Genomic DNA, 18,970 nt, shown 5'->3' with positions numbered 1-18,970 from the left:
GTCCTGGGCCTCGCCCTCCTCGATGACCGCCTCGGCCACCGCCGCCATCGTCATCCGACGGTCCATCGACGTCTTCTGGATCCACCGGAAGGCCGCCGGCTCGTTCAGCCCGAACTTGGTCTGCAGCACGCCCTTCGCCCGGTCCACCAGCTTCCGGGTCTCCAACCGCTGGCTGAGATCCCCGATCTCCTTCTCCAGCGCCCGCATCTCGGCGTACCGGGACACCGCCATCTCGATCGCCGGCACCAGGTCCGACTTCGAGAACGGCTTGACGATGTACGCCATCGCCCCCGCGTCCCGCGCCCGGTCCACCAGCTCCCGCTGCGAGAACGCGGTCAGCATCAGCACCGGCGCCAGGTGCTTGTCGTGGATCCGCTCGGCCGCGGACAGCCCGTCCAGCACCGGCATCTTCACGTCGAAGATCGCCAGATCCGGCTTCAGCTCCTCCACGAGGCGCACCGCCGTCTCCCCGTCGCCGGCCTCACCGACGACGGTGTACCCCTCCTCCTCCAGCATCTCCTTCAGATCGAGACGGATCAGCGCCTCGTCCTCGGCGATCACAATCCGGGTGATCTGGGGCGTATCGGTCTCAAGCGGCTGCGCCTGCTCGTCGGCGGTGCTCACGGGGCTCCTAGTTCCGGCGGGGTACTGCATGCACGAGGGTACCTAGACACGGTATGTTTGAGTCAGCCAGTCGGGGCCTTGGGCTTCGATTCGTAGGCCCCGATAGCCCAATTGGCAGTAGGCAATGGTCTCAAACACCATACAGTGTGGGTTCGAATCCCACTCGGGGCACTTTTCCTTCAAATCAAAGGAAGTCGCCACTCAGGCAATGGTTGGCGATCTTCACTGGTTCGAGTGGACTTTCGGCCATTCGCCCGACCGGTCCGGAACATTCGCACACGCTCGGCACCATGCACGAGTTCTCCGTTCGCGAACAAGCTGTCCACCTCCTGCGGCGTGGCGCCGGCACCGCTGAGACAGCTCGCCGACTCGGCCTTCCCGTTGGCACGGTCTCCTGGTGGAAGCACCGCGATCTGGCCGAACGCGGCGAGCTCCCGGGCCGCAAGCGCTCCCCCTGCCTGCACTGCCACAGCGACGATCTGGACCGCCCCGCGTACTCGTACCTGCTCGGGCTCTACCTGGGCGACGGTCACATCAGCCACCCCAAGCAGCACCGGACCACCAGTCTGTGCATAGCCTGCGACGACAAGTGGCCAGGAATCATGGACGCCGTCGAGGCGGCCATGAGGCAGGTCTTCCCCACCCTCACCCCTTGCCGCGTTCGGCGCCCCGGCAGCCACAACGTCAAGGTGTACTCGAAGCACCTGCCCTGCTACTTCCCCCAGCACGGCCCCGGCAAGAAGCACGAGCGCACCATAGCCCTGGAGCCCTGGCAGCAGGAGATCGTCGACGCCCACCCCTGGGAGTTCCTGCGCGGCCTGATCCACTCCGACGGGTGCCGCATCACCAACTGGGCCACCAAGACGGTCGACGGCGTGGTCCGCCGCTACGAGTACCCGAGGTACTTCTTCACCAACACCTCGACCGACATCATCGGCCTCCTCACCGCCACCCTCGACGCCGTCGGCGTCCAGTGGAAGGCCTCGATCCCCCGCCCCACCGGCCAGGTCAACATCTCCGTCGCCCGCAAGGAATCCGTTGCCCTGATGGACGCCCACATCGGCCCCAAGCACTGACGGCGACATGTACGACCTCGCCACGCGGCAGCGCGCGCTCGACCTCCACGCATCCGGGCTGACCTTCAGCCAGGTCAGCCGAGCGACCGGCATATCCCGGTCCTCGATCCGCGAGTGGGCGTCCGGCGCCGTACCCAGCCCGCGCATGACCGCCGAATGCCCGCTCCGGGACGGCCGGCTCGATCCCTCGCGCCCGCACGCCGACTACGCCTACCTGCTCGGTCTCTACCTCGGCGACGGCTGCATCAGTGCGGGCCGCCGCGAGGTCTACGCCCTTCGCATCGCCTGCTGCGACGGGTGGCCCGGCCTCATCGACGAGTGCGTACGGGCGGTCTCCGCCGTCATGCCGCACAACAAGGTCAACCGTGTCCATGCCCCCGGCTGCACCAGCGTCGTCAGCACCAGCAAGCACTGGCCCTGTCTCTTCCCCCAGCACGGCCCAGGGCCAAAGCACCTGCGGCGCATCTCCCTCGCGCCCTGGCAGCAGGAGATCGTGGACGCCCACCCCTGGGAGTTCCTGCGCGGCCTGATCCACTCCGACGGCTGCCGCATCACCAACTGGGCCACCCGCACGGTCGGCGGCGTCAAGAAGCGCTACGAGTACCCTCGTTACTTCTTCACGAACACCTCAGCCGACATCGTCGGCCTCTTCACCGCCGCCCTCGACGCCGTCGGCGTCCGCTGGAAGCCCGGTTCCCGGTCCAACGGAGGATTCAACGTCTCCGTCGCCCGCAGGGACTCCGTCGCCCTCATGGACGCCCGCATCGGCCCCAAGTACTGACGGCGACGCGACCCCGCAGGGCCGCGCCGCCGAAGGTCCGTCAGGCGTCCAGCGTCCCCACGTGGTGGACGCGGACGAGGTTGGTGGAGCCGGCCAGGCCGGGGGGTGAGCCGGCGGTGATGACGACGATGTCGCCCTTCTGGCAGCGGCCGAGCGAGAGGAGGGCCGCGTCGACCTGTTCGACCATCTGGTCGGTGGTCGGGGCGAACGGGCCGAGGAAGGTCTCCACGCCCCAGGTGAGGGCGAGTTGGCTGCGTACGGCCGGTTCGTAGGTGAAGGCGAGGACGGGGATGGGCGAGCGGTAGCGGGTGAGCCGACGGGCGGTGTCGCCGGACTGGGTGAAGGCGATCAGGTACTTGGCGTGCAGGAAGTCGCCGATCTCGGCGGCCGCGCGGGCGACGGCGCCGCCCTGGGTGCGCGGCTTGCTGCCGGTGGTGAGCGGCGGGAGGCCGGCGGCCAGGATGTCGTTCTCGGCGGCCTCGACGATCCGGGCCATGGTCTTGACCGTCTCGACGGGGTACTTGCCCACCGAGGTCTCGCCGGAGAGCATCACCGCGTCCGTCCCGTCGAGGACGGCGTTGGCGACGTCGGAGGCCTCGGCGCGGGTCGGCCGGGAGGTGTTGATCATCGAGTCGAGCATCTGGGTCGCGACGATGACCGGCTTGGCGTTGCGGCGGGCGAGCTTGATGGCGCGCTTCTGGACCAGCGGGACCTGTTCGAGGGGCATCTCCACGCCCAGGTCGCCGCGGGCCACCATGATCCCGTCGAAGGCGTCGACGACGGACTCCAGGTTCTCCACCGCCTGCGGCTTCTCGATCTTGGCGATGACCGGGACGTGCCGCCCCTCCTCCGCCATGATCCGGTGGACCTCCTCGATGTCCCGCCCGCTGCGGACGAACGAGAGCGCGATGAGGTCGGCCCCGGTCCGCAGCGCCCACCGCAGGTCGGCGACGTCCTTGTCGCTGAGTGCGGGGACGGAGACGGAGACGCCGGGGAGGTTGAGGCCCTTGTGGTCGGAGACCAGGCCGCCCTCGATGACGAGGCACCGTACGTGCGGCCCGTCGACGGCGACGACCTCCAGGGTGACCCGGCCGTCGTCGACCAGGATGCGCTCGCCGCGCCCGACGTCCCCGGCGAGGCCGGAGTAGGTGGTTCCGCAACGGTCCTTGTCCCCCACGACGCCCTTGTCGGTGGAGATGGTGAACTCGTCGCCGCGTTCGAGAAGTACCGGCCCGTGGGCGAAGGTGTCGAGCCGGATCTTCGGGCCTTGAAGGTCGACGAGGACGCCGACACTGCGGCCCGTCTCGTCGGCGGCCTTGCGGACGCGGCGGTAGCGTTCCTCGTGCTCGGCGTGCAGGCCGTGGCTGAGGTTCAGTCGGGCGATGTCCATCCCGGCGTCGACCAGGGATTTGATCTGGTCGTACGAGTCGGTGGCGGGCCCGAGGGTACAGACGATTTTTGCTCGGCGCATAGTGCTGAGACTAGGCATTACCGACGCGTAACCTCGACGCGGGTCCGTACTGCGGGATGACCGTTGCCGTAAGGCGAGTTGAACAATCTGACACATCCTCGGACCGCTGTGCGAGCGCCCCGCTCGACGCCGGTCCCGCACGCCTCCCGCACACCTCCTGCGCGCGTCCCGCGCCGCCCTCCGCGGCGATGCCGGTGCGATTCCGATGCGATTCCGTGAAGGCCTGTTCACCCCCGGTTCATCGCCGCTTCCGCCCCCGCTCCCCGCCCGGCGGGACGCTCGTCACCCCCGGGTCGCGGCCCGGGCGCCCGGGCGACCACCCGGACGAAGGAGCGGGCGAGGGGGAGGCGTTCGGCATGCGACGCGCACTGGGGGTGGCTGCGGCCCTGGTCCTGCTGGGCGGGGTCGGCTACGCGCTGATCCAGCACAAGAACACCACGGACAACGTCAAGACGGTCACCGTCACCGGCCTGATCGGCTCGGAGAAGCGCGCCTTCTTCGAGAACGACGAGGTCAAGGCCGAGTTGGCGAAGCAGGGCCTGGTGGTCCGGGCGGACTCGACCGGCTCCTGGACGATGAGCGACCAGGCGGCCAAGACCCCGGGGCTGGACTTCGCCTTCCCGGCGAGCGCGGCACCGGCCCGGGAGATCCAGCGCATCTGGAAGCTGCAGGACTCCCCGCTGGTGCCGTTCTACTCGCCGCTGGTGATCGTGGCCCACGAGCCGGTGGCCAAGGTCCTGCAGGAGAACAAGCTGGCCGAGCTGGACGGCGGCACCGGCGTCTGGACCTTCCGGATGGACGAGTACGTCAACGCCCTGAAGGGCGGCCGCAGATGGGAGGACCTGTCCGGCGCCGGCAAGCACCCCGAGCTGTCCGGCCAGCTCTTCGTGACCACCACCGACCCGGACAGCTCGTCCTCCGGCGCGATGTACCTCGCGCTGCTCTCCTACATCGCGAACAACCACCAGGTGGTGTCGGACGACGCCGGCGTCGCCGCCGTCAAGGACGTCCTGCACACGGCGAACGCGCTGCAGGGCATCCAGAAGAGCAGCAGCGACGAGCCGTTCCGGGACTTCGGCGCGGGGATCGGCAACCCGCTGATCTTCGCGTACGAGTCGCAGGCCGCCGCCCTGGCGCTGCAGAACAAGCCCACCGGGGACATGGTGGTGCTGTACCCGGACACCACGGTCTACTCGGACCACACCCTCGTGGCCCACACCGACAACGGCCGCAGGCTCGCCGACGTCCTCCAGAACGACGAGGTGCTGCGCAACCTGGAGGCCCGGTTCGGCCTGCGGCCGCAGGCCAAGCCGGAGGCCTTCGCGAACCTGATGCGGGAGAAGAAACCGACCTTCGCACCCGATCTGACCGCCGCCAGGATCAAGCAGGCGACCCTGCCCTCGCTGGACAACCTGCTCAAGCTGACCGCCGCGGCGAAGGGGACCAAGTGACCATCCCGACGAAACGCCGCGGCTGGCTCACGGCCGCGCTGGCCGCCGTGCTCGCCGCGGCCACCGCCTGCACCTCCACCGGCGGCGGCAACCCCGCCCCGAAGCCCACCGACCCGCCCGCCGAGACGGCCCGCCCCGGGGTGCTGCGCGTCCTGGCCGGCAGTGAACTCCAGGACCTGGCACCGGTCCTGGAGGACGCCCGGAAGGCCACCGGGGTGACCGTGCAGTTCTCCTGGACGGGCACCCTGGACGGCGCGGACACCGTCGCCTCGGGCCGGGCCGACGGCAAGTACGACGCCGTGTGGTTCCCGTCCAACCAGTACCTGCGGCTCGATCCGGCCGGGAAGTCCAAGCTGGTCTCGGAGACCCCGGTGATGGTCTCGCCGGTGGCGATCGGGGTGCGCTCCTCGGCGCTCGGCGAACTCGGCTGGGGCGACGGCTCGAAGGTCACCTGGGCGCAGGTCGGCGCCGCCGCCGCGGCCGGCAAGCTGCCGTACGGGATGGCCGACCCGTCCCGCTCCAACTCGGGCTTCTCCACCCTCGTCGCGGTGGCCTCGGCCTTCTCCGGCGCGGGCGCGGCGTTGACCGACGCGGACGTGCAGAAGGCCGGCCCGCAGCTGAAGGAGTTCTTCAAGGGCCAGAAGCTGACCTCCGGTTCCTCCGGCTGGCTGGCGCAGGCGTACACCCGGGCCGAGTCGGGCGTGGTGGGCGCGCTGGTGAACTACGAGTCGGTGCTGCTGTCGCTGAACCGGACGCTGTCGCCGCAGCAGCAGCTGACCGTGGTGCGGCCGGTGGACGGCGTGGTGTCGGCGGACTACCCGCTCTCGCTGATGTCCTCCGCCGCGCAGGACCAGCGCGACTCCTTCCAGCGGCTGACCGCGTACCTGCTCAAGGAGGACGTGCAGAAACGCATCTCCGAGGTGACGCTGCGCCGCCCGGTGACGGCGGGCGCGGCCCCGGCCGCCGGGCTGCCCGCGGACCGCCGCCGGGAGCTGCCGTTCCCGGGCACCAGGGCGGTCGCGGACGGCCTGCTGGCCTCGTACCAGAACGAGCTGCGCCGCCCGTCCCGGACGGTGTACGTGCTGGACACCTCGGGCTCGATGGAGGGCTCGCGGATCGCCGCGCTGAAGAGCGCGCTCGGCCGGCTGACCGGGTCGGACGACACCCGCGGGGTGCGCCGCTTCCGGGACCGCGAGGAGATCACGCTGCTCTCCTTCGCCTCCGCGGTGAAGTGGGCCAGGACCCATGTGGTGCCGGCCACCGGCGGCAGTCCGGGCCCGGAGGCGGAGCTGGCGTCGATCGACGCGGACGTGCAGTCGCTGGCCGCCTCGGGCGGAACGGCGGTGTACTCCTCGCTGGAGGAGGCGTACCGGGTGATCGAGCGCCAGCAGGCCGCGGCGGGTGACGACCGGTTCACCTCGATCGTGCTGATGACCGACGGGGAGAGCAACGCCGGTGCGACGGACGGCGACTTCAAGCGCTTCCACGACGCGCTGCCGGCCGGGGAGAAGGCGATCCCGGTGTTCCCGATCAGGTTCGGGGAGGCGGCGGTGAACCAGCTCCAGGGGATCGCGGACCTGAGCGGCGGCAAGCTGTTCGACGGGACGGGCTCGCTGGACGGGGTGTTCGAGGAGATCCGTGGCTACCAGTGACGGGTTCGGCCCCCGGGTGCTCCGCTACCTGGAGTCGGCCCGCAACCTGGTCGGCTGCGCGGGCGGCGCGGTCGGCCTGGGGCTGCACTTCGCCGGGCTGGGCGGGACCTGGTGGCCGGGGGTCGTGGCGGGGCTGTACGGGGTGGGCGCGCTGCTGACGCCCGGCCCGAAGCCCCGGCCGCCGCTCCCGCCGCGGCCGGAGCCGCAGCCGCCCGAGGTCTCCGCGCCTCCGGCCCCCGGGCCGGAGCCGATCCCCGCACCGGAGCCGGCCCCCGCCCCCGACCCGGAGCTGGTGGCGCTGGCCGCCTACCTGGACACCGTGCCGCTGCCGCCCTCGGCCGGGGTGGACGGCCTGCTGGCGGCGCTGCGCGCGGCCGGCCCGGGCCCGGTGGCGGAGCGGATCGTCCGGCACCGGCTGCCGGTCGCGGTGGCCGGATACCTGCGGGCGCGGACCTGGCAGCCCTGGGCGGGGCCGGACGATCCGGACCCGGCGGTCCAGCTGGGCCGCGAGGTCGACCGGCTGGCGGGCGAGCTGGCCTGACCGGGCGTCGGCCGGCCCGCGCCCCTCAGGCCTCCGCGCCTCCGCGCCTCCGCACCTCTGCGCCTCCGTACCACCCCACGTCTCCCCCGCGCCCGTCACGAACGAGTCGCCAAGATCTCACCTCCTGGACAGGTCAGGGGGCTATTCAGCACCCCGGCTCGCACGGCACACTTCTACGCGCGTCCCTCTACGCGCGTCGACGCGTGCACGCACACTTTTGCTCACGAACACCAGTTGACGGTCCATCCACCGTCGTCCCACTCGGGAGAGTCGTCCATGACCCTGAACCGCCGTGACTTCGTCACCCGGTCCGCCGCCACCGCCGCCGGCGCCGCCCTGGTCGGCGGTGCCGCCCTGGCCGCCGCCCCCTCCGCCGCGGCCGCCCAGCCGGACGCGGCGGCCGCCAAGGGCCAGCAGCGCAAGCCGCGCACGCAGGCCTTCACCGTCATGGGCACCACCGACCTGCACGGCCGGGTGCTCAACTGGGACTACTTCACCGACGCCGAGTACACCGACAAGGCCCACAACGCGGTCGGCCTCGCCAAGATCTCCACGCTGGCCAACCAGGTGCGCGAGGAGAAGGGCTGGGACCGCTGCCTGCTGATCGACTCCGGCGACACCATCCAGGGCACCCAGCTGTCCTACTACTACGCCCGGATCGAGTCGATCGACACCGAGGCCAACACCGTGCCGGACCACCCGATGGCCGTCGCCATGAACCTCATGGAGTACGACGCCGCCGCGCTCGGCAACCACGAGTTCAACTACGGCATCCCGCTCCTGAAGGCCTACGAGGAGCAGCTGGAGTTCCCGCTGCTGGGCGCCAACGCGCTGAACGCGAAGAACGAGAAGCCGGCCTTCAAGCCGTACGTGATCAAGGAGCTGCGCCTGGGCGGCGGCCGTCCGGTGCGGGTCGGCATCCTCGGCCTGACCAACCCGGGCATCGCGATCTGGGACAAGGCCAACGTCGGCGGCAAGATGGTCTTCCCGGGCATCGTGGAGACCGCCGCCACCTGGGTGCCGAAGATGAAGGCCGCGGGCGCGGACGTCATCGTGGTCTCGGCGCACTCCGGCTGCGACGAGGCGACCACCTGGGGCGACCAGCTGCCGTGGGCCGAGAACGTCTCGGTCGCGCTGGCGGAGACCGTCCCGGACATCGACGCGGTGCTGGTGGGCCACGCCCACAAGGAGGTCCCGCAGCGCCTGGTCGTCAACAAGAAGACCGGCCGCACGGTCGTCCTCTCCGAGCCGCTCTGCTACGGCCAGCGGCTGACCTGCTTCGACTTCGAGGTCGAGTTCACCGGCGGCGTCTGGAAGGTCGCCTCGGTCTCCTCCCGGCTGCTGAACTCCAACACCGTGCCGGAGAACCCGGAGATCACCGAGGCGATCGCCGGGCAGCACAAGAAGGTCGTCGCGTACGTCAACCAGAACATCGGCACCAGCAAGATCGCGCTGTCGATCGCCGACGCCCCCTTCAAGGCCACCCCGATCATCGACCTGATCGGCCGGGTCCAGGCCGACGCCGTCAAGGCCGCGCTGGCCGGCGGGCAGTACGCCAACCTCCCGGTGCTGGCCCAGGCCGCCCCGTTCAACCGCACCGCCCTGATCCCGTCCGGCCAGGTGAAGCTGCGCGACGCCGCGGGCCTCTACATCTACGAGAACACCCTGGAGGCCCGCATCCTGACGGGCGCCCAGCTCAAGGACTACCTGGAGTACTCGGTCAAGTACTACAACCAGCTCGCCCCGGGCGCCCCGGTCGACAAGGACAAGCTGACCGGCGCCGAGGCCACCCCGGACTACAACTACGACTCGCTCTACGGCCTGAGCTACGACATCGACATCGCCCAGCCGAAGGGCTCGCGGATCGTCAACCTGTCCTTCCAGGGCAAGCCGATCGACCCGGCCGCGGAGTTCGTCCTGGCCGTCAACAACTACCGCGCCAACGGCGGCGGCAACTTCCCGCACGTCGCCAAGGCCAAGATGGTCTGGTCGAACTCCGACGAGATCCGCAACACCATGATCGCCTGGGTGAAGGCCAAGGGCGTCATCGACCCCGCCGACTTCTTCACCGACTCCTGGCGCCTGGTCCGGGCCGGCCAGCCGGTCTTCTGACCGACGCCCCGATCGAAAGGCCGTCGCCCCGTCCGGCGACGGCCTTTCGGCCTGCCCGGTGGAAGAATGGCGCCATGAGCGAGTTCCAGGTCTCCGAGCGCCACGCGAGGCTGCTGGCCTACGCGCAGAGCCTGACGCCTCCGGCCGGGTGGAAGATCGAGATCTCCGGCGACGAGATCATCGTGATGGCCGGCCCCTCGGTGATCCACCAGCGCAACCTGCTGCTCGTCCGCAGGCAGTTCGACGCCCACGAACCCGCCGGCCTGATGCCGAGCGAGAACACCGACCTCGCTTCCCCGAACGTCGGCAAGCTCCGCAACCCCGACCTGACCTACATCCCCCTCTCGGCGCTGGAGGAGGGCGGAAACCAGGTCCCCGCCGAGCAGGCGGCCATCGCGGTGGAGATCGTCTCCCCGTCGAACCCGGAGAACGACCTGGTCGGCAAGGTCCGCGACTACCCGCTCATGGCCATCCCGCTGTACCTGCTGATCGACCCCCGCGAGGGCGATCTGACGCTCTACGCCGAGCCGTCCGGCAGCGGCTACCGCTGGCGCTGGAACGGCAAGTTCGGCGACCCGGTCCCGATCCCGGCCCCCTTCGGCTTCGAGCTCGCCACCGACGCCCTGCTCCGCTACCCCGCCTGACACCACGGGCCTCCCGGCAGCAGCCGCCGGGAGGCCCTCGTGTCCGAACCCCCGGTCAGAAGGGGAAGACCGCGCGCTCGTGCTGGACGGAGATCCACTTCAGGGTGGTGAAGGCGTCCACCGTGGACTCGCCGTTGAGGCGGCCGACGCCGGAGTTCTTCTCGCCGCCGAAGGGCACGCCCGGCTCGTCGGCTATGGTGCCGCCGTTGACGTGGATCATGCCGGTCTCGATCCGCTGGGCGAGCTTCACGCCGCGCTCGGTGTTCCCGGTGTGCACCGCGCCGCTGAGCCCGAAGGGCGTGGCGTTGGCGAGCCGGACGGCCTCGTCCTCGCCGTCGAAGGGCACCAGCAGGACGACCGGGCCGAAGAGTTCGGTCCGCAGGATCGGCGCGTCCTCGGCCAGGCCGGTGAGGACCACCGGCTCCATCAGGCTGCCGACCGTGTCGCCGCGCAGCAGCGCGGTGGCACCGGCCGCGACGGCCTGGTCGACCTGGGCGCGCAGGCCGTCGGCCTGGACGGGGTTGATCAGCGGGCCGATGTGGGTGGCCGGGTCCCGGGGGTCGCCGACGGTGAGCGAGGCGACCTTGGCGACGAACTTCTCGGTGAACTCGGCCTCGACGGACCGGTCCACCAGCACCCGGTTGGCGGCCATGCAGACCTGCCCCTGGTGGACGAAGCGGCTGAACACCGCGGCGTCGACGGCGTGGTCCACGTCGGCGTCGTCCAGCACGATCAGCGCGCTGTTGCCGCCGAGTTCCAGGACGGTGCGCTTGAAGTGCCCGGCGGCGACGGTGGCGACGTGCCGGCCGACCTTGTCGGAGCCGGTGAAGGAGATCACCTTGGGCACCGGGTGCTCCAGGAAGCTGTCGCCGATCTCGGCGATGTCGGTGATCACCACGTTCAGCAGGCCGGGCGGGAGCCCCGCGTCCTCGAAGAGCTTGGCGATCAGCCCGCCGCCGACCACCGGGGTCTCCTGGTGCGGCTTGAGGACGACGCCGTTGCCGAGCGCGAGCGCCGGGGCGACGGCCTTGAGCGCCAGGAACAGCGGGAAGTTGAACGGGCTGATCACGCCGACCACGCCGACCGGCAGCCGGTAGAGGCGGTTCTCCCGGCCCTGGGCGGGCGAGGTCAGCAGCCGGCCCTCGGGGGCCACCGACTGGTGCAGGCAGTCCCGCAGGACGTCCTTGACCAGCGACAGCTCGAAGCCGGCCTTCAGCGCGGTGCCGCCGAGTTCCGCCATGATCGCCTGGACGATCTCCGGCTCCCACTCCTCCAGCAGCCGCAGCGCGCGCTCGAAGACCGTCCGCCGCTGGTAGGGGTTGGTGGCGGCCCACTGCTTCTGGGCGCGCTCGGCGGCGCGGTAGGCCAGGTCGACCTCGGCGACGGTGGCGACGGTGATGGTGGCGAGCTTGTCGCCGGTGTAGGGGTCGACGTCGACGATGTCCCAGGAGCCGCTGCCGCTGCGCCATTCGCCATCGATGTACTGCAGGGCCAACTCGGAGAAGTACGACATCTGATCCCTCTCATGCACCCGACCTGATGGGGGATCATCGTACTGACGTATTAGGGCGCGTCTGACAATTCCCGCCAGGTGCGCGACGCCAATTGTCAGACGCGCCCGAGCTCCTGGCGCACGGAATGCAGCAGGTCGCGGGTCAGCGCCGGGCTCAGGCTGTCGGCGACCAGGTCGTCCATCGCGTGCCGGTACTCGGCCACCTCGGCGGGCTTGTCGAGGTAGAGCGCGGTGGTGAACTGCTCCAGGTACACCACGTCCGACAGCTCGGCCTCGGCGAAGCCCAGGACGGTGAAGGCGCCGCTCTCGGCGCTCAGCCCGGCGTTGCCCAGCGGCAGCACCTGGAGCCGGACGTTGGGCAGTTCGCTCAGCTCCAGCAGCCGGTCCAGCTGGCCGCGCATCAGCTCCGGCCCGCCCCAGGGCCGGCGCAGCGCGGCCTCGTCCAGCACCGCGACCAGCCGCGGCGCCCGCTCGCCGGTCAGCACCGCCTGCCGCTTGCGCCGTACGTCGACCCGGCGCTCGATCTCCTCCGGCCCGTGGGCGTGGCCGCCGGCGGTGACCACGGCCCGGGCGTAGTCGGCGGTCTGGAGCAGCCCGTGGACGAACTGGACCTCGTAGCTGCGGATCTCGGCCGCGGCCTCCTCCAGGCCCAGGTAGTTCTGGAACCAGCCGGGCAGGACGTCCCCGTACTCGTGCCACCAGGAGCTGGCGTTGGCGTCGCGCAGCAGTCCGAGGACGGTGGCCCGCTCCTGTTCGACCTCGACCCCGTACAGGGTGAGCAGGTCGGCGACGTCCCGTTCCTTGAAGCCGACCCGGCCGAGCTCCATCCGGCTGATCTTGGACTCGGAGGCCCGGATCGAGTACCCGGCCTCCTCCCGGCTGACGCCTCTGGCCTCGCGGAGCTTGCGCAGCTGGGTACCGAGCAGCAGGCGCCGTACCGTGGCGCCCCCGCCTGCCTGAGTCGTGCCCATCGACGTCATCCTCCGCGCTCGCCCAGCCCCCCGGCCGTCGGCCGCAGTCTGCCACCTGGCACTGACGAACAACAGCCCACTGCCCCGGAACCCGCCGGGCGCCGAACAACTCCGGCCGTTTGTCCGAGAGTTGCCGCGGCCCGGGGAGGGCTCGGCGGGGCCGCGGGGGCGCTCGCGAGGGCCCCGGCGGGGCCGTCGTGCGGGTACGCGACGGCGCCCGCCCTCCAACTGGTCGGGGAAGAGGGCAGGCGCCAGGAGACCGCGTTGGCCCGGCGACTCTGACGGGGGCAGCGGGTTGAGCTCCCGGCGATGCGGCGCCGGGGGTTCGGGGGTGGGCCGGTCGGAGCGTCCGGGGCCCGTCAGACCACCAGGGGGCGGTCGGTGGGCCGGATCGGCGCGGGAAGCGGGGTCTTGCCGCCGAGGTACTTGTCCACCGCCGCGGCGGCCGAGCGGCCTTCCGCGATGGCCCAGACGATCAGCGACTGGCCACGGCCGGCGTCTCCGCAGACGTACACGCCATCGACATTGGTGGCGAACCGGCCGTCGCGGGCAATGTTACCGCGCGCGTCGAGGTCCGCTCCCAGCTGCTCGACCAGCCCGTTGCGCACGTCCGTCCCGGTGAAGCCCATGGCCAGGGTGACCAGCTGCGCGGGGATGGCCCGCTCGGTGCCGGGGACCTGCTCGAACCGGCCGTCCCTGAACTCCACCTCGACGAGGTGCAGCTCCTGGACGTTGCCGTCCTCGTCGCCGCTGAAGTGGGTGGTGCTGACCGAGTAGATCCGCTCGCCGCCCTCCTCGTGCGCGGAGGTGACCTTGTACGTCATCGGCATGGTCGGCCACGGCTGGTGCCCGGGCCGGTCCTCGCCGGGCCGCGGCATGATCTCCAGCTGGGTGACGGAGGCCGCCCCCTGCCGGTGGGCGGTGCCGACGCAGTCCGCGCCGGTGTCGCCGCCGCCGATCACGACCACGTGCTTGCCCTTGGCGCTGATCGGGGACTCCACGAAGTCGCCCTCCTGCACCTTGTTGGCCAGCGGCAGGTACTCCATGGCCTGGTGGACGCCCTTGAGCTCGCGCCCAGGCACCGGCAGGTCGCGGGCGGTGGTGGCGCCGGCCGCGACGACCACGGCGTCGAAGCGCTCGCGCAGCTGCTGCCCGGTGATGTCCTCGCCGACGTGCACGCCGGTGCGGAACCGGGTGCCCTCCGCCCGCATCTGCTCGATGCGGCGGTTGATGTGGCGCTTCTCCATCTTGAACTCGGGGATGCCGTAGCGCAGCAGCCCGCCGATCCGGTCGGCCCGCTCGTACACGACGACGGTGTGCCCGGCGCGGGTGAGCTGCTGGGCGGCGGCGAGGCCGGCCGGGCCGGAGCCGACGACGGCGACGGTCTTGCCGGAGAGCCGCTCCGGGACCTGCGGGGTGACCCCGCCGCGGTCCCAGGCCTTGTCGATGATGGTGACCTCGACGTTCTTGATGGTCACCGCGTCCTGGTTGATGCCGAGGACGCACGCGGACTCGCACGGGGCCGGGCACAGGCGGCCGGTGAACTCCGGGAAGTTGTTGGTGGCGTGCAGCCGCTCGATCGCGCCGGTGAAGTCGTCCCGGTAGGCCAGGTCGTTCCACTCGGGGATGAGGTTCCCGAGCGGGCAGCCGTTGTGGCAGAACGGGATGCCGCAGTCCATGCAGCGGCCGGCCTGCTTGGTGATGATCGGCAGGAGGCTGCGCTCGACGTAGACCTCGTTCCAGTCCCGCAGACGGACGTCCACGGGGCGGCGCTCGGCCAGCTGCTTGGGCGTGGTCAGGAAGCCCTTGGGGTCAGCCATTGGCCGCCTCCATCATCTTGCGAGTGGTCTCGGCCTCGGAGAGGCCGTCGCGCTCGGCGGCGTCCTTGGCGGCGAGCACGGCCTTGTAGTCGGTCGGCATGATCTTGGAGAAGCGGGAGACCCCGCTGCCCCAGTCCGCCAGGAGTTCGGCGGCGACGGTGGAGCCGGTCTCCTCGTAGTGCTGCTGCACGGTCTCGCGCAGCCAGTCGCGGTCGGCGGCGGTGGGGGCCTCGATGCCCACCATGCCGTCGTTGACGTTCGCGGGGCGCAGGTCCAGGACGTACGCGATGCCGCCGGACATACCCGCCGCGAGGTTGCGCCCGGTCTCGCCGAGGACGACGACCCGGCCGCCGGTCATGTACTCCAGACCGTGGTCGCCGACGCCCTCGACCACCAGGGTGGCCCCGGAGTTGCGGACGGCGAAGCGCTCGCCGGCCTTGCCGCGCAGGTGGACGCGGCCCGCGGTGGCGCCGTAGCCGATGGTGTTGCCGGCGATGACGTGGTTCTGGGCGTCGTTGCCGATGGCGGCCGCCTCGCGGGCCGGGCGGACGATCACCACGCCGCCGGAGAGGCCCTTGCCGACGTAGTCGTTGGCGTCGCCCTCCAGCCGCAGCGTCACGCCGCGCGGCAGGAACGCGCCGAAGGACTGCCCGGCGGAGCCGGTGAAGGTGACGTCGATGGTCCCCTCCGGCAGGCCCTCGCCCCGGTACCGCTTGGTCACCTCGTGGCCGAGCATGGTGCCGACGGTGCGGTTGACGTTGCGGATCGGCAGCTGGATCCGGACGGTCTCGCCGCGCTCCAGCGCGTCCTCGGCGAGGGTGATCAGCTGGTTGTCCAGGGCCTTGTCCAGCGCGTGGTCCTGGGTGGTGGTGCGGTGCCGCGCGGCCCCCTCGGGCAGCGCCGGCACGTGGAACAGCGGGGCGAGGTCCAGCCCGGCGGCCTTCCAGTGGTCGATCGCGGCCCGGGCGTCGATGTGCTCGGCGTGGCCGACGGCCTCCTCGATCGAGCGGAAGCCCAGCGAGGCCAGGATCTCCCGGACCTCCTCGGCGATGAACTCGAAGAAGTTGACCACGAACTCGGGCTTGCCGGAGAACCGCTCGCGCAGCACCGGGTTCTGGGTGGCGACGCCGACCGGGCAGGTGTCCAGGTGGCAGACGCGCATCATGATGCAGCCGGAGACCACCAGCGGTGCGGTGGCGAAGCCGAACTCCTCGGCGCCGAGCAGCGCGGCGATGACCACGTCGCGGCCGGTCTTCAGCTGGCCGTCGGTCTGGACGACGATGCGGTCGCGCAGCCCGTTGAGCAGCAGGGTCTGCTGGGTCTCGGCGAGGCCCAGCTCCCAGGGGCCGCCCGCGTGCTTCAGCGAGGTGAGCGGCGAGGCGCCCGTCCCGCCGTCGTGCCCGGAGACCAGGACGACGTCCGCGTGCGCCTTGGAGACGCCGGCCGCGACCGTGCCGACGCCGACCTCGGAGACCAGCTTCACGTGGATGCGGGCCGCCGGGTTGGCGTTCTTGAGGTCGTGGATCAGCTGGGCCAGGTCCTCGATCGAGTAGATGTCGTGGTGCGGCGGCGGCGAGATCAGGCCGACGCCCGGGGTGGAGTGCCGGGTCCTGGCGACCCACGGGTACACCTTGTGGCCGGGCAGCTGGCCGCCCTCGCCGGGCTTGGCGCCCTGGGCCATCTTGATCTGGATGTCGTCGGCGTTGACGAGGTACTCGGAGGTGACGCCGAACCGGCCGGAGGCGACCTGCTTGATCGCCGAGCGGCGCTCCGGGTCGTACAGGCGGTCCGGGTCCTCGCCGCCCTCGCCGGTGTTGGACTTGCCGCCGAGGCGGTTCATCGCGATGGCCAGGGTCTCGTGCGCCTCGCGCGAGATCGAGCCGTACGACATGGCGCCGGTGGAGAAGCGCCGGACGATCGCGGAGACCGGCTCGACCTCCTCGACCGGGATCGGCTCCCGCTCCAGGCCGTCCAGCCGGAACAGGCCGCGCAGCGTCATCAGCCGCTCGGACTGCTCGTTCACCCGGTCCGTGTACTGCTTGAAGATGTCGTACCGGCGGTTGCGGGTGGCGTGCTGGAGGCGGAAGACGGTGTCCGGGTCGAACAGGTGCGGCTCGCCCTCGCGGCGCCACTGGTACTCGCCGCCGATCTCCAGCGCGCGGTGCGCGGCCGGGATGCCGGAGGCCGGGTACGCCTTGGCGTGCCGGGCGGCGGTCTCGCGGGCGATCTCCTCCAGGCCGATGCCGCCGAGCTTGGTGGTGGTGCCGGAGAAGTAGCCGTCGACGAGGTCCTGGGCGAGGCCGATGGCCTCGAAGACCTGGGCGCCGCGGTAGGAGGCGACGGTCGAGATGCCCATCTTGGACATGACCTTGAGCACGCCCTTGCCGAGCGCCTTGATCAGGTTGCGGATCGCCTTCTCGGGCTCGACGCCCTCGATGAACACACCCTGGGCGACCAGGTCCTCGACGGACTCCATCGCCAGGTACGGGTTGACCGCCCCGGCGCCGTAGCCGATCAGCAGCGCGACGTGGTGCACCTCGCGGACGTCGCCCGCCTCGACCAGCAGCGACACCCGGGTGCGCTGCTTGGTGCGGATCAGGTGGTGGTGCACGGCCGAGGTGAGCAGCAGCGAGGGGATCGGCGCGTGCTCGGCGTCGGAGTGCCGGTCGGAGAGCACGACGATCCGGGCGCCGTCGGCGATCGCCGCGTCGGCCTCGGCGGCGATCTCGGCGAGCCGGGAGGCCAGGCCCTCGCCGCCGGAGGCGACCTTGTAGAGGCCGGAGAGCGTGACGGCCTTCAGGCCGGGCTGGTCGCCGTCGGCGTTGATGTGGACGAGCTTGGCCAGCTCGTCGTTGTCGATCACGGGGAAGGTGATCCCGACCGAGCGGCAGGACGCGGCCTCGGCGGCCAGCAGGTTGCCCTCCGGGCCGAGGTTGGACAGCAGCGAGGTGACGAGCTCCTCGCGGATGGCGTCCAGCGGCGGGTTGGTGACCTGCGCGAAGAGCTGCACGAAGTAGTCGAACAGCAGGCGCGGCTTCTCGCTCAGCGCGGCGATCGGCGAGTCGGTGCCCATCGAGCCGAGCGCCTCGGCGCCGGTGCGCGCCATCGGCGCGAGGATGACCCGCAGCTCCTCCTCGGTGTAGCCGAAGGTCTGCTGGCGGCGGGTGACGGAGGCGTGGGTGTGGAAGATGTGCTCGCGCTCGGGCAGCTTGGCGAGCTGGATCTGCCCGCCGTCGACCCACTCCTGGTAGGGGTGCTCGGCGGCGAGGGCGGACTTGACCTCCTCGTCCGGGACGATCCGGCCCTCGGCGGTGTCCACCAGGAACATCCGGCCGGGCTGGAGGCGGCCCTTCCGGACGACCTTCTCCTGGTCGATGTCGAGGACGCCGACCTCGGAGGAGAGGACGACCAGGCCGTCCTCGGTGATCCAGTACCGGGCCGGGCGCAGGCCGTTGCGGTCGAGCACGGCGCCGATCTGGTTGCCGTCGGTGAAGGTGACGCAGGCCGGGCCGTCCCAGGGCTCCATCAGGTTGGAGTGGTACTGGTAGAAGGCGCGGCGGTCCGGGCTCATGGTGGCGTGGTTCTCCCACGCCTCCGGGATCATCATCAGCACCGAGTGCGGCAGCGAGCGGCCGCCGAGGTGGAGCAGCTCCAGGACCTCGTCGAAGGAGGCGGAGTCGGAGTGCTCCGGCGTGCAGATCGGGAAGATCCGCTCCAGGCCCTGGCCCTTGCCGTTGGCGGGGATGAGGTCGGTGGCGAGCTGCGACTCCCGGGCGTGCATCCAGTTGCGGTTGCCCTTGACCGTGTTGATCTCGCCGTTGTGCGCGACGAAGCGGTACGGGTGGGCGAGCGGCCAGCTCGGGAAGGTGTTGGTGGAGAACCGCGAGTGCACCAGGCCGATCGCGGACGTGTAGCCGCGGTCCGACAGGTCGGGGAAGAAGGGCTCCAGCTGGCCGGTGGTCAGCATGCCCTTGTAGACGATGGTGCGCGCGGACAGCGACGGGAAGTACACCCCGGCCTCGCGCTCGGCCCGCTTGCGGACCACGAAGGCGGTCCGGTCCAGCTCGATGCCGGCCTTGCCGTCCTTCGCCAGGAAGAGCTGCCGGAACCGCGGCATCACGCCGCGCGCGGTGGCGCCGAGCAGGTCCGGGGTGACGGGGACGTCGCGCCAGCCGAGGACGGTCGCCCCTTCCTCGGCCGCGATGCCCTCGATCCGCGCGACGGCGGCGGCGTCCTTCTCGTCGTCCTCCGGCAGGAAGGCGATGCCGACGGCGTAGGAGCCGGCCGCCGGGAGCTCGAAGGGGACCTTCCCTG

General features: G+C 71.1%; 13 protein-coding genes and 1 tRNA gene. 8 read left to right on the top strand and 6 right to left on the bottom strand.

Annotated features, from left to right (window positions below; all coding sequences use genetic code 11):
* Positions 1-624: ANTAR domain-containing response regulator (locus ACFU6K_RS07695; RefSeq protein ID WP_380661492.1), on the bottom strand; the 624-nt coding region annotated here is incomplete at its 3' end.
* A gap of 96 nt (positions 625-720) precedes the next feature.
* Between ACFU6K_RS07695 and ACFU6K_RS07690 the strand changes: the two genes are divergently transcribed.
* From ACFU6K_RS07690 to ACFU6K_RS07680, 3 genes are all read left to right on the top strand, one after another.
* Positions 721-795: transfer RNA gene (locus tag ACFU6K_RS07690), tRNA-Leu, on the top strand.
* A 119-nt stretch (positions 796-914) separates the two neighbouring features.
* Positions 915-1,700 (top strand): helix-turn-helix domain-containing protein, encoded by a 786-nt coding sequence (locus ACFU6K_RS07685; protein WP_380661491.1) that lies wholly within the window; start codon positions 915-917, stop codon positions 1,698-1,700.
* 7 nt (positions 1,701-1,707) lie between these two features.
* Positions 1,708-2,481: a helix-turn-helix domain-containing protein gene (locus ACFU6K_RS07680; RefSeq protein ID WP_380661490.1), complete on the top strand. Its 774-nt coding sequence runs from the start codon at positions 1,708-1,710 to the stop codon at positions 2,479-2,481.
* 40 nt (positions 2,482-2,521) lie between these two features.
* On the opposite strand, the gene pyk is transcribed toward ACFU6K_RS07680, so the two are convergent.
* The gene (gene pyk, locus ACFU6K_RS07675) at positions 2,522-3,952 is read right to left on the bottom strand and encodes a pyruvate kinase (RefSeq protein ID WP_380661488.1); all 1,431 of its coding nucleotides are present in this window, start codon (positions 3,950-3,952) and stop codon (positions 2,522-2,524) included.
* A 356-nt stretch (positions 3,953-4,308) separates the two neighbouring features.
* Between pyk and ACFU6K_RS07670 the strand changes: the two genes are divergently transcribed.
* The 5 genes from ACFU6K_RS07670 (at position 4,309) to ACFU6K_RS07650 (ending at position 10,352) form a co-directional block, all read left to right on the top strand.
* Positions 4,309-5,403, top strand: coding sequence for a hypothetical protein (locus ACFU6K_RS07670; protein ID WP_380661487.1), 1,095 nt, complete (start codon positions 4,309-4,311; stop codon positions 5,401-5,403).
* Complete coding sequence (locus ACFU6K_RS07665; RefSeq protein ID WP_380661486.1) at positions 5,400-7,055, top strand: VWA domain-containing protein; 1,656 nt, start codon at positions 5,400-5,402, stop codon at positions 7,053-7,055. The genes ACFU6K_RS07670 and ACFU6K_RS07665 overlap by 4 nt, the downstream gene beginning before the upstream one ends.
* Entirely contained in the window at positions 7,042-7,596 is a 555-nt protein-coding gene (locus tag ACFU6K_RS07660; RefSeq protein WP_380661485.1) for a hypothetical protein, read from the top strand. The genes ACFU6K_RS07665 and ACFU6K_RS07660 overlap by 14 nt, the downstream gene beginning before the upstream one ends.
* A gap of 276 nt (positions 7,597-7,872) precedes the next feature.
* The gene (locus tag ACFU6K_RS07655) at positions 7,873-9,708 is read left to right on the top strand and encodes a bifunctional metallophosphatase/5'-nucleotidase (protein ID WP_380661484.1); all 1,836 of its coding nucleotides are present in this window, start codon (positions 7,873-7,875) and stop codon (positions 9,706-9,708) included.
* A gap of 74 nt (positions 9,709-9,782) precedes the next feature.
* Positions 9,783-10,352 carry a Uma2 family endonuclease gene (locus ACFU6K_RS07650; protein ID WP_380661482.1) on the top strand — a complete coding sequence of 190 codons (570 nt, stop codon included), beginning with the start codon at positions 9,783-9,785 and terminating at the stop codon, positions 10,350-10,352.
* A 55-nt stretch (positions 10,353-10,407) separates the two neighbouring features.
* Here ACFU6K_RS07650 and ACFU6K_RS07645 read toward each other — a convergent pair whose 3' ends face one another.
* The 4 genes from ACFU6K_RS07645 to gltB form a co-directional block, all read right to left on the bottom strand.
* Positions 10,408-11,865 (bottom strand): aldehyde dehydrogenase family protein, encoded by a 1,458-nt coding sequence (locus tag ACFU6K_RS07645; protein WP_117487397.1) that lies wholly within the window; start codon positions 11,863-11,865, stop codon positions 10,408-10,410.
* 95 nt (positions 11,866-11,960) lie between these two features.
* Positions 11,961-12,836, bottom strand: a complete 876-nt coding sequence (locus ACFU6K_RS07640) for a helix-turn-helix domain-containing protein (RefSeq protein WP_380661481.1) — start codon at positions 12,834-12,836, stop codon at positions 11,961-11,963.
* Between the two features lie 359 nt (positions 12,837-13,195).
* Positions 13,196-14,656 carry a glutamate synthase subunit beta gene (locus ACFU6K_RS07635; protein ID WP_380661480.1) on the bottom strand — a complete coding sequence of 487 codons (1,461 nt, stop codon included), beginning with the start codon at positions 14,654-14,656 and terminating at the stop codon, positions 13,196-13,198.
* Positions 14,649-18,970: glutamate synthase large subunit (gene gltB / locus ACFU6K_RS07630; RefSeq protein WP_380661479.1), on the bottom strand; the 4,322-nt coding region annotated here is incomplete at its 5' end. The genes ACFU6K_RS07635 and gltB, both read right to left, overlap by 8 nt.

Origin of the sequence: Kitasatospora sp. NPDC057512 (assembly GCF_042802135.1) — a bacterium.
Lineage (GTDB): Bacteria > Actinomycetota > Actinomycetes > Streptomycetales > Streptomycetaceae > Kitasatospora.
This window is presented reverse-complemented; position numbering and strand designations above follow the sequence as displayed.

Excerpts from the sequence above, each read along its gene's own strand:
- ACFU6K_RS07685 (WP_380661491.1), top strand. The coding sequence starts at position 915 with ATGCACGAGTTCTCCGTTCGCGAACAAGCTGTCCACCTCCTGCGGCGT.
- ACFU6K_RS07650 (WP_380661482.1), top strand. The coding sequence starts at position 9,783 with ATGAGCGAGTTCCAGGTCTCCGAGCGCCACGCGAGGCTGCTGGCCTAC.
- ACFU6K_RS07670 (WP_380661487.1), top strand. The coding sequence starts at position 4,309 with ATGCGACGCGCACTGGGGGTGGCTGCGGCCCTGGTCCTGCTGGGCGGG.
- ACFU6K_RS07645 (WP_117487397.1), bottom strand. The coding sequence starts at position 11,865 with ATGTCGTACTTCTCCGAGTTGGCCCTGCAGTACATCGATGGCGAATGG.
- ACFU6K_RS07640 (WP_380661481.1), bottom strand. The coding sequence starts at position 12,836 with ATGGGCACGACTCAGGCAGGCGGGGGCGCCACGGTACGGCGCCTGCTG.
- ACFU6K_RS07655 (WP_380661484.1), top strand. The coding sequence starts at position 7,873 with ATGACCCTGAACCGCCGTGACTTCGTCACCCGGTCCGCCGCCACCGCC.
- pyk (WP_380661488.1), bottom strand. The coding sequence starts at position 3,952 with ATGCGCCGAGCAAAAATCGTCTGTACCCTCGGGCCCGCCACCGACTCG.
- ACFU6K_RS07680 (WP_380661490.1), top strand. The coding sequence starts at position 1,708 with ATGTACGACCTCGCCACGCGGCAGCGCGCGCTCGACCTCCACGCATCC.
- ACFU6K_RS07635 (WP_380661480.1), bottom strand. The coding sequence starts at position 14,656 with ATGGCTGACCCCAAGGGCTTCCTGACCACGCCCAAGCAGCTGGCCGAG.